Here is a 9,946-nt window from a genome sequence, read left to right as displayed (position 1 = left end):
TGAAGTTGCTTAGCCATAATTTAAACCTCCTTTATCGAAAGAAGGTTTAAATCATAGCGTGTCCAAAAAGTCCACTTTTAAACTTTAAATCATTGAATAATAGTCCATTTTTAATTTTTAGTTGACACATTTTTAATTTTTAGTTGACAGGGCGCATTGAGTTATATTAGCAGTTAAGGAAGTTCGAGAATTAGTTTTACAATTTCTGAGCGGGAAAAGAGCCTCATGGGTGGACCCCATGTTCCAGTTCCTGAGGTTGTGTAAAGATAAGAATTTTTGTAGGAATAAAGTCCATAAGGGTATTTAAATGATAAGAACACGATCAAATCCATAGGAGGAATTTGACCTGCATGGGAGTGGCCTGAAAGTTGAAGATCTACCCCTGATTTAGCTGCCAGTTCAAAGTTTTTAGGCCTGTGGGAGAGAAGGATAGAGAATCTATTTGAATCCACATCACTTAATAGATTTTGAATACCATGTCTTTCACCTTCAAATCTGCTTGAAGTATCGTCATCAACTCCAATAATCTCCAGATTATTAGACAATATAAGCTTTTCATTCCTTAAAATTTTTATATTGGATTTTTCAGTAATCTTTAAGAATTTATCGATTCCAGCATAAAACTCATGATTTCCCGTAACAGCTACTACTCCATGTTCAGCTTTAAGTCTTCTAAGAGACTTACTGAATCCATTAATATTAGAAATGTCCTGGTCAATGAGGTCTCCTGTTATTACTATAAGGTCAGGTTTCAGGTTGTTAGTTGTATCCACAACCTTCTCAAGCCATTTCAAGCGTGATGTGACCCCAAGATGTAAATCAGAAAGCTGGACTATGGTGAATTCTTTAGATTCCTTAGCTAAGTTTCTCGAACGAACCCTAATTTCTTTTACTTTGGGCGGAAGATGAGCGTTATAGGTTGAGAAGATTGTTAATACAATAATTAGAGATAACGAAATATATGAGATTAGAAGCTTTGAGGAAGGGAAAATAGCCCTGAAAATCTCAGAGACAAGAAATATGGAAAGGGTAATGGAGATTACTCCAAGCCAGATTAGTCCAAAATAGATTAAAGATTTAACAAGAATTGAGAATTGCCTGTTTAGAATTTCTCCTCCTATAAAAGATATAGACCCGATCAGGAAGAGAAAAAATAAGTATCCTTTTAATGGATAAGATATTGAAAAATCTCTGACTAACCTCGTAAAAATATAAAAATGCATTAAGAAGTAAATAGAAAGAGTAATTGAAAAAAATACGGCAAAATATATTCTATTCATTCAAGATTCAATCCAGTCTTTCAATGCTCACTTTTTCACATTTCTTCAAAAGTTCCAATACTCCGGAGGTCAATTGTTATGGGAAGAAAATCCCTTTTCATCGTGGAGATTATATCATCAGAAACTCAAGCCATTCAACAGAAATAGATTATCGGAAGCAAGTAAAGTTTTGTGACAGAGTTATCCAGGTAACAGATCGTGTAGAGTAATGAAATGAGGAATTCAGAAGCTGGTTTACTTATTTGGGTTAATTTATTGTTAACTTTTGTTTACTTTATTTCTAAATATTAGAAAAAAATATCGATAATTCAATGATTTCTAAAATGGCATCGGTATTGCTTATATTTTTTGGAATGGAGAATCTGGAAGAAATTTTAAAAAGGGTTTTGATATGGAGACTGAAATATTTCTGCCGTCCCGTTGTTTTTATGACAGAAGATGAAAAGGAATTAGAGGCAAATAGAGTTCTTTTTATTATTTTAACCAATTATGAAATTTGGAAATTTTTAACGGATAACATAGGGAAAGAGATTAAAGAGCTTGAGAAGGGATTTCTTTTTAATCTAGAACAGATAAAAAGAGATTACGAAATAAAAATCTATCCGATTGACGAAGCAATTTTATATGCTCTTTCCGATATGGGAAAAATCATGTTTGAAATGAAAAAAATTGTTAAATTTAACGCCTGATACTATTTTTTATTGAGAGGAATAGCTCTTTTTGAGTAACTGTTGCAGTTCCAAGCTTTCCCACGACAATACCAGCTCCATAATTTGCCAGATTAGAGGCTTCATAAATGTCTGCTCCTGAGAGCAAAGAGAGAGCTAAAATAGAAATTACTGTATCTCCTGCGCCGGTTACATCATAAACCTCTTTTGCCTTGGCCGGAAGATGATAAAATCGGGTTTCATCCTCGAGCACACTCATTCCTTTCTCTCCTCGGGTTATTACTACATATTTGCAGTTTAGTTCTTCTTTAATCTTAATAGCTGCTTTTTCAATGTCCCCTTCGTTTTTCAATCTAATTCTTGTTATTTCTTCTGCTTCCGTCTGGTTGGGCGTTATTAAATAAGTATCTCTATATAGCTCGATATTTTCAACTTTTGGGTCTACAAATATGGGGATGTCCTTTTCCTTGGAAAAATTTACGATTTTTTCCATTAAAGTTTTAGTTATTATGCCTTTATTATAGTCAGATACAATAATTCCATCAGTTTTATTTTCCTTAAGTTTCTTGAAAAGGCTACTCTCTATTTCTCCAGATATTTTTGTCGTTACTTCTCTGTCCACTCTTACGACCTGCTGTTGATGAGCTATAACTCTTGTTTTTAAAGTAGTTGGTCTTCTTAAGTCGGATACAAGGCCTTTATCTTCATTAACTAAATTCCTGAGTAATTTTCCGTCATCATCATTGCCAATTATGCCGTAGAGGATACATTTCCCACCAAGAGCTTTTACATTGAGAGAAACATTACCTGCTCCTCCAGCTCTTATTTCTTCTTTCTCTATTTCTACTACAGGCACTGGGGCCTCTGGTGAAATACGTGAAACCCTTCCAAAAATAAACCTGTCTAACATAACATCTCCGATTATTGACACGTTAACGTTAGAGTAATTCTTTATAAGTCTTTCAATCTTTTTTATTTCCATTTTCCCCGTTATATTTAATGGCAAGAGGTGCTGAGATAAGATAAAGAAAGAGCATTTTAACTTCTGAATCTCCGAAATTGTATTCGAAAAAGCCAGAAATAAAGAAGCCAAGAACTCCGCCAAGAATTCCTAAAGATAGATGTTTTAAATAAGGATCCTGGGATTTTTTCCATTTTTTATATAAAAGAATGAAAGAAAAAATAATGAATGAAAGCCAGGTTATTAGAGCGGGGATTCCTCTTTCAGCTGAGATCTGAATTATATTGTTGTGAAGATGAGGGTTTGTTTTTTTTGCTCCAGCAGGCCTGTATTTTTTATCAGCGTATAGATATTTAATTGTATTAGGTCCGCCCCCAAGAACAGGGGATGACTTAATTATTTTGATTCCTGCTTCAAGCATATAGATTCTGTCCCTGTTAGAAGCATCTTCAAGGGAGAATGTGCTCAGAGCTCTTTGTTTAATATTTTCAGGAGAAACCAGGAAAAATATCACGAGAGCCATAGGAATTGAGAGGGCAAATTTTGGTTTGTAAATTATGAATATTAAAAAAGCAGAAAATATGGCACCTATCCATGCCCCTCTTGTCATCGTAAAAATTAATGCAAGGGTAGATAGTATGAAAATAAAAAGCCAGTATATTTTTTTATTTTTCTTTTCCCCCAGGAAAAGTCCTAACGAAACAGAGAAGATAAGGAGCATGATGCCTGCCTGAGTCATGTAGTGACTTAGAAATCCAGTAGCTCTTTTTTCTATTGAAGGAAATACGTAAAATTGAAGGAAAGAAAGAATTGAACTTAAGATTATCGGTATTGAAATCGCATAATTTAAAATTTTTAATTCATATGTATCTTTAATACTGTTAAAAATAAGGATCACAATTAGAAACAGAAGAATTTCTTTTATGTCTTTAAGACTTTCATCCCTTCTAACTGAGAATATGGCAGAAAAAATGGTTAAAATTGCATAGATTCCAAGGGGAATAAAGAAGGCAGGGATTCTTATTTTCTTCTTGTTTTTTATTAAAATAATTATCAAAAGTAATGATGAGAGGGTATAGAAAACCTGAGACGATGCAATTGAAATGGGGATGAAGACAATGAAGAACAACAACGAAAAGAAAAAGAATATCTCTATAAAACTTCTATCTTTAATTTCCATTTATGTTTAAAGTATTTTTTACTTTCTCAAATACCTCTTCAGGGGAAATGCTTCTAATACATATGAATTCCTTTTCACACTTTTTCTGTTTGCATGGCCTGCAATCGAAATTTTTTTGAATAACGAAAGCATTTTCACTCCATGGCCCAAAGATTTCTGGGATTGTAGGACCAAATAAAGCTATTATCGGGGTTCTTGTGGTAGAGGCTAAATGCATTGGTCCACTATCCGGACCCACGAAGACATCAGATTTGATAATGATTTCTCTTAACTCCTTTAAATTTAATTTTCCCACAAGAGAATATACATTTTTTTCATTTTTTAAATAATCTACTCTATCTAAATCTTTTTCTGAACCAACAAGGATTACCTTCATCGATTCTTCCTGGGAGAGATACTTTATGAATTTTTTTATGTTATCAATTCCCCAATCCCTGAATTCATTTCCTGCAGATACATGAAGCAAAACTCTTTTGTAATTTTTTAGATAATTATCATTTAATATTTTTTCAATTCGAATTTTTTCTTCTGAATTTGCATCAGGAATATATACAGGAGGAATACTTTTTATATCTATTCCCATTGGTTTTAGAAGGTTTATCTGAGATTCAATGCTATGAATTGGCTTATCTGTTTTTCTTCTGACGTGTATATCATATAATAATTTTCTGTATGGTATATTATACCCGATTTTTAAATCTGCTCTTGAGAAGAATGCGATTAAGGAAGCTTTAGGTCCTCCATGGAAATCTATTGCCACATCATATCTTTCTTTTCTCAATGATTTTATAAATTTAAGAAATTCTATCAGGGAAGACTTTCTTTTTAACACAATTAATTTATCTATCGAAGGATTTCCTTCAATTATTTCTTTCTGTTCGGTTTCCACCACATAAGATATAAATGAATTGGGGAAGGTTTCTTTTAATATTCTTAGAGCAGGCGTTGTCATTATTACGTCTCCGATAAGTCTTAATCTTACGAGGAGAATTTTTTTGAGTTTTTTTTGTTCAACTTTGTTCAACTTTTTCTTCTTCGAAATAGGCCTCTTCTATAAGCATCACTGGTATCTCATCACGAATTGGATAAATTCTTTTGCATTTTACACATCTCAACCCTTTTCCTTCTTTTATCAATTCGACTGATTCTTTGCACAAAGGGCAGGCAAGTATTTCAAGGAGCTCTGGGTCTATGGTCATTCTCTCCTCCATATTACAAATTTTACATAACTTAAATATGATAAGAAAAATGAGAGAATAAATCAAATAAATTTGAATTATGTGATTATCTTTGATATAAATTTAAATCAAACATAACTTTGAATAATTAATAAAGGGAAAGGAATAAGGATGAATATTCTTGTGCTTGGCGCCCAGTGGGGAGATGAGGGCAAGGGGAAAATCGTTGATTTATTGAGCGAAAGATTTGATGTTGTTTGCAGATATCAGGGTGGCCATAATGCTGGCCATACTGTTGTTGTGAATAATCAAAGAATAGTGCTTCACTTGATTCCTTCGGGAATAATTCATGAGAATACGATTTGTATAATAGGTAATGGAGTTGTGGTGAATCCTGATTCCTTTTTGAAAGAGGTTGAGGATATTAAAAAATTTAAAGTAAATCCCGATGGAAGATTATTCATAAGTAAAGATTGTCATTTAATTTTTCCTTACCACGAATTGCTGGATAGGCTGAACGAAGAAAGCCTTGGAAAGAAAAAGATAGGAACAACATGCAAGGGAATTGGCCCCTGCTATGAAGATAAGATAGGAAGGAAAAGTATAAAAATATCAATGCTTTATTATCCTGATCTGTTTAGGGAAATTTTATTTGAAAGGATTGAAGAAAAAAATTTCATTTTAAAACATAAATTTAATCATCCAGAGCTGAATAAAAATGAAATATATGAAACTTATCTAAAATATGGTGAAAAAATCAAGTCTTACGTGATTGATACTGTGAAGTTTATCAACGATGAGATAGAAAAGGGTAAGAAAATATTATTTGAGGGAGCCCAGGGAGTGTTGCTCGATTTAGACCATGGAACTTATCCTTTTGTTTCAGCATCAAATCCTAATCCTGGAGGAATATTGACAGGAATGGGAATTAGCCCGTCAAAGATAGACTGCATAATTGGAGTCTCAAAAGCTTATACAACAAGAGTGGGAGCAGGTCCATTTCCCACTGAACTTCATGGAAAAATAGGCCATATTTTAAGAGATATAGGAAATGAGTATGGAGCTACAACAGGAAGACCCAGAAGATGCGGGTGGTTAGATGGGTTCAGCCTGAATTACGCATGCAGAATCACAGGAATAAATTATCTTGCTATCACTAAATTGGATGTTCTGGATGATTTTAAAGAAATAAAGATCTGTACTGGCTATAAGCATAAAGGTAAAAAGTTAGAGTTCTTTCCTACAGAGTGGTGGATATTGAATGAAGTTGAGCCTGAATACATGGTTTTTGAAGGGTGGATGGAGAAAACAAAGGGGATAAAAAGCCATCAAAAACTTCCAAAAAGAGCAAGTGTATATTTAGAGGCAATCGAGAAAATTACTGAAACAAAAATTTCTATTGTATCCACAGGTTCTGACAGGTATGAAACTATAATTCTGAACGAGAGCTTTCCTTTAACTTTCTAACATATTGGCTCTCTTCTTATACATCAAAAAAGATAATGAAATCCAAGGGATGCAGTGTGCTATTCTTCATACACTCTCATTTATAAGAATTTCAAATGAAAGGAATAGTAAGAGGATGTTTCTTAAAAACACACCCCAGCCTACTTTAACTCCAAAACCAAAACATCCACAATCTACACTAAGTCCTTTTTTTATAGCCATAAGCACTGCAGAAGAGAAAATTAAAAGAAGCACAAAAACGATCAATGCATTACTTTTTTTCCATATCCCAGCTAAAAGAAAAACTCCTGATGTTATCTCTATCCAGGGAAGTATAATTGAGAGAAGATTTATCATGAATTGATGATTGGATATTATCCCATAATTTATAATCGCTGATAAAAATTCCTCTTGATGATTTATCTTAAAAAGTCCTGCATAGAGAAAAAGTCCACCCAATAACAATCTAATTCCTGTAAGAATGTACTTATTTGAGATTTTCATCTACTTCTCTCAGAAGGGAAGGAAGATTTTATCCAATCATTCCATCCTCCGAAAAAAACCTCTATCTCTCTGTATCCTCTCTCCATTAGCTTTTTTGCCAAAGTGTAGCTTGATGAGCAATGAGAGCCACCACAGTATACAATGATTTTTTTACCCTTTGGGTATTCTCTCTCAAACTCTTCTATCATTTGGTTAAAGTTTCCTAGAGGAAGATTTACTGAGCCTTTTATATGACCTATTCTGTAGAGACTCTCTTCTCTTGCATCTAAAAATAAATGAGCACCTTTATCAAACCTTTCCTTTGCCAGAGAGAGGCTTATTTCTCTGTAGGATGGGCTTTTAGTAGAAAGGATAAAGAGGCTATCATTGGTTAAAAGATTAAAGAGAAAACCAATAAATGTGCTAAATGTTATTATAATCAAAGATTTTATTATTATACCTTTCCATCCTTTCATTTATTCCTTATTATTTCGTTTATGGGTCTTATTATTTTTGTGTTCAATCAATTAATTTTCCTTTAAAAAAATTTGATTTTAGTAACTCTTGAAGCTAAGACTTTTTTTCTCTAAATTCAATTTTAAACTTGGCAATGTGGGGATAAGGTTCTACGAAATTTAACCATATATATCCCTTACTATCTGATTCAATTTTTAAATTATATTTTCCTTGAACACCAAACTTCTTTTCTGGAATAGTGATCAAGTAATTTCCATGCATATCAAAAATGTCAAAAAATCTCTCAATATCTAAAGAGGGATACGTATGCCGGATAACGTTTACAATTTTACCATCGGGTAGACAAGTCATACATAAACTACCCCCCTCTGACAGCGAAAGCGGGGATTTTTTATTATTAGGATCACTTAAAACTTTGTGAAAAAATTCAGTTTTTCTTCCAAATCTTCTTAATAAACGGCTATCTTTTGAAAAAACTTCAATTTCATAAGGAGATGCATGAGAGATTACTATTCCATCATTTTTTTTGTTTATACAAATGGTATCTGCGCCCGTAAGAATTCTCCAATTTTTTTTTAACCAATCTGATCGACCCATAGAGCCAACATAATTTCCCTCTGGAAGGGAATACATTTGGAAAATTCCATCAAGCTCTTTATTCCAAAAATTTAATTGTGATATTCCGACAAATAAAATTGAGTTTTTGAAAACAGCAATGTCATTTAATGGTATTGTATTTTTTTCTGTTCTAAATGACTTAATAAATATATTCATTGGATCAAATATTGAGATTCTCCTATAAGAGGAATCACTTACATAGACATTTCCACGATTATCAACACATAGATTAGCCGGGCTTCCAAATTCGCCTGGTCCCTGTCCTTTTCCATAGCCATAATTTTTTATAAACACACCATTTGAATTATACTTGGATACTTTGAAATTCACATGATCCAAGATAAATACATTATTTTCCTTATCAATTGCGATATCTGAAATAAATCCAAATAAATACTCTGGATTGCCAAAATCATCAGTTCCAATAGTAAGGATCTTATGAATGATAACATCTACTTTGTTTTCCCAGATTGGCTTTTCATTAAGAACATACTTGGTTTTCTCTTTTGAACAATAAATTATAATAACAAAAGAGAGAAAAACACAGACTATCTGAATAAATGATATAAATTTAAATTTTCTAATAATCATTTTTATATAAATTATACCTCTTCCTTTTTAGATATCAAACACAATAAATAATGCTCTACTTCTTTTTCTAATTAATAAATAGGAACTTCATAGCACATGCAACATTTCGTGCCTGTACCTCTGCAAAGGGGAAGGCCTTGACCACAATACTCTTCTGCAACGCAACTTCCACTACAACTAGCATCACACTCACAGTAGTTAGTACATTGTGGACAACAATCACCTAAAATAGTAACATTTGCAAAAAGTTTGGAGTAATAAGAGGAAAATACGAGGAGAAAGCAAAATGACAATAAAACTGTTGTTGTTACAAGAACTGTTCGCCGCTTTAGCAGGTTTTTCATATCGACCTCCTTTTTTGATTTAATTAATTAAAAAATGTTACTAATATCATTTATTTATTTTTAGTTTTCATAATTAATGACTCTATCATGGAAGTGATATATTGCTGATGTTCAGTTGTAGTTAGAGTATATTCAATGTCAATAATACTATTATTTTGATCCAAAAGAATTCGTAAAGGAGATTGACGGAATTTCATATGGGTTTTAACTTTTCTTTCGGGATCCCAGATTACTGGAAATTTTATTCTTCTATCCTCAATAAAATTTATTATAGATTGTTTCTCTCTTGTGGTACATATTGCAAATATCGTTAATTTATTGGAGGGATAAGTTTCATACAATTTTTTCCACAGTCGATACTCATTTAGACATAAGCCACAATCATTTACGTCAAAAAAAATTATCATTTTTAATAAAGATTGAATGGAAGCTAATTGATAATATTTTCCATTTAAATCTTTCAAACTAAAATTAAAGAATGGAGTTCCTATAAGAGAGGTTCCATCGGGATTTAATGTTGGGTCTTTTAAAAGCTTTAAATATTGAATATTTTCTTCCAAGGTTTTTGAATTTGACTTATTTGTTTTATGAAGTGAAATTCCCCATAAAACTAAAATAAAGCAAAATGTGATTAATATTAATATTTTAATACTTTGTTTATCCATAGCAGATTAATCACCCGAAATTCTATTTTTAATTGTTATTTGAAGTTGTTCAATT

General features: G+C 32.3%; 11 protein-coding genes. 2 read left to right on the top strand and 9 right to left on the bottom strand.

The features are described from left to right. Positions 1-173: 173 nt before the first annotated feature. Positions 174-1,280, bottom strand: a complete 1,107-nt coding sequence (locus AB1410_09755) for a metallophosphoesterase (protein MEW6456980.1) — start codon at positions 1,278-1,280, stop codon at positions 174-176. A gap of 323 nt (positions 1,281-1,603) precedes the next feature. Between AB1410_09755 and AB1410_09750 the strand changes: the two genes are divergently transcribed. Further along, positions 1,604-1,969, top strand: a complete 366-nt coding sequence (locus AB1410_09750) for a hypothetical protein (GenBank protein ID MEW6456979.1) — start codon at positions 1,604-1,606, stop codon at positions 1,967-1,969. Here the strand turns inward: AB1410_09750 and rfaE1 are convergent. From rfaE1 to AB1410_09730, 4 genes are read right to left on the bottom strand one after another with little or no spacing between them, the layout of a single operon-like run. Further along, positions 1,959-2,930, bottom strand: a complete 972-nt coding sequence (gene rfaE1 / locus AB1410_09745) for a D-glycero-beta-D-manno-heptose-7-phosphate kinase (GenBank protein ID MEW6456978.1) — start codon at positions 2,928-2,930, stop codon at positions 1,959-1,961. The genes AB1410_09750 and rfaE1 overlap by 11 nt on opposite strands. Next, a complete protein-coding gene (locus tag AB1410_09740) occupies positions 2,911-4,089 on the bottom strand; it encodes an O-antigen ligase family protein (GenBank protein MEW6456977.1) in 1,179 nt (392 codons plus the stop codon). The genes rfaE1 and AB1410_09740 overlap by 20 nt, the downstream gene beginning before the upstream one ends. Further along, positions 4,079-5,113: a glycosyltransferase family 9 protein gene (locus AB1410_09735; GenBank protein ID MEW6456976.1), complete on the bottom strand. Its 1,035-nt coding sequence runs from the start codon at positions 5,111-5,113 to the stop codon at positions 4,079-4,081. The genes AB1410_09740 and AB1410_09735 overlap by 11 nt, the downstream gene beginning before the upstream one ends. Further along, entirely contained in the window at positions 5,100-5,288 is a 189-nt protein-coding gene (locus AB1410_09730; GenBank protein MEW6456975.1) for a Trm112 family protein, read from the bottom strand. Before AB1410_09730 ends, AB1410_09735 begins: the two co-directional genes overlap by 14 nt. A 150-nt stretch (positions 5,289-5,438) precedes the next feature. On the opposite strand from AB1410_09730, the gene AB1410_09725 reads away from it, so the two are divergent. After that, positions 5,439-6,734: an adenylosuccinate synthase gene (locus AB1410_09725; protein MEW6456974.1), complete on the top strand. Its 1,296-nt coding sequence runs from the start codon at positions 5,439-5,441 to the stop codon at positions 6,732-6,734. Between the two features lie 66 nt (positions 6,735-6,800). On the opposite strand, the gene AB1410_09720 is transcribed toward AB1410_09725, so the two are convergent. The 4 genes from AB1410_09720 to AB1410_09705 all read right to left on the bottom strand — a co-directional run bounded on the left by AB1410_09720 (position 6,801) and on the right by AB1410_09705 (position 9,891). After that, positions 6,801-7,217: a MauE/DoxX family redox-associated membrane protein gene (locus AB1410_09720; GenBank protein ID MEW6456973.1), complete on the bottom strand. Its 417-nt coding sequence runs from the start codon at positions 7,215-7,217 to the stop codon at positions 6,801-6,803. Further along, a complete protein-coding gene (locus AB1410_09715) occupies positions 7,214-7,672 on the bottom strand; it encodes a rhodanese-like domain-containing protein (GenBank protein MEW6456972.1) in 459 nt (152 codons plus the stop codon). The genes AB1410_09720 and AB1410_09715 overlap by 4 nt, the downstream gene beginning before the upstream one ends. Positions 7,673-7,766: 94 nt before the next feature. Next, complete coding sequence (locus AB1410_09710; protein ID MEW6456971.1) at positions 7,767-8,882, bottom strand: hypothetical protein; 1,116 nt, start codon at positions 8,880-8,882, stop codon at positions 7,767-7,769. Between the two features lie 394 nt (positions 8,883-9,276). Continuing rightward, positions 9,277-9,891 (bottom strand): redoxin domain-containing protein, encoded by a 615-nt coding sequence (locus AB1410_09705; protein MEW6456970.1) that lies wholly within the window; start codon positions 9,889-9,891, stop codon positions 9,277-9,279. Positions 9,892-9,946 lie beyond the last annotated feature (55 nt).

The organism is Acidobacteriota bacterium (assembly GCA_040756905.1).
GTDB lineage: Bacteria > Acidobacteriota > Aminicenantia > JBFLYD01 > JBFLYD01 > JBFLYD01.
Note: the sequence above shows the minus strand (reverse complement) of the source record. Positions and strands in the feature narration are given on the sequence as shown.

Bases quoted from the DNA above. Each gene is read 5' to 3' on its own strand.
- AB1410_09755 (MEW6456980.1), bottom strand. From the start codon at position 1,280: ATGAATAGAATATATTTTGCCGTATTTTTTTCAATTACTCTTTCTATT.
- AB1410_09710 (MEW6456971.1), bottom strand. From the start codon at position 8,882: ATGATTATTAGAAAATTTAAATTTATATCATTTATTCAGATAGTCTGT.
- AB1410_09750 (MEW6456979.1), top strand. From the start codon at position 1,604: ATGGCATCGGTATTGCTTATATTTTTTGGAATGGAGAATCTGGAAGAA.
- AB1410_09725 (MEW6456974.1), top strand. From the start codon at position 5,439: ATGAATATTCTTGTGCTTGGCGCCCAGTGGGGAGATGAGGGCAAGGGG.
- rfaE1 (MEW6456978.1), bottom strand. From the start codon at position 2,930: ATGGAAATAAAAAAGATTGAAAGACTTATAAAGAATTACTCTAACGTT.
- AB1410_09730 (MEW6456975.1), bottom strand. From the start codon at position 5,288: ATGACCATAGACCCAGAGCTCCTTGAAATACTTGCCTGCCCTTTGTGC.
- AB1410_09715 (MEW6456972.1), bottom strand. From the start codon at position 7,672: ATGAAAGGATGGAAAGGTATAATAATAAAATCTTTGATTATAATAACA.
- AB1410_09740 (MEW6456977.1), bottom strand. From the start codon at position 4,089: ATGGAAATTAAAGATAGAAGTTTTATAGAGATATTCTTTTTCTTTTCG.
- AB1410_09720 (MEW6456973.1), bottom strand. From the start codon at position 7,217: ATGAAAATCTCAAATAAGTACATTCTTACAGGAATTAGATTGTTATTG.
- AB1410_09705 (MEW6456970.1), bottom strand. From the start codon at position 9,891: ATGGATAAACAAAGTATTAAAATATTAATATTAATCACATTTTGCTTT.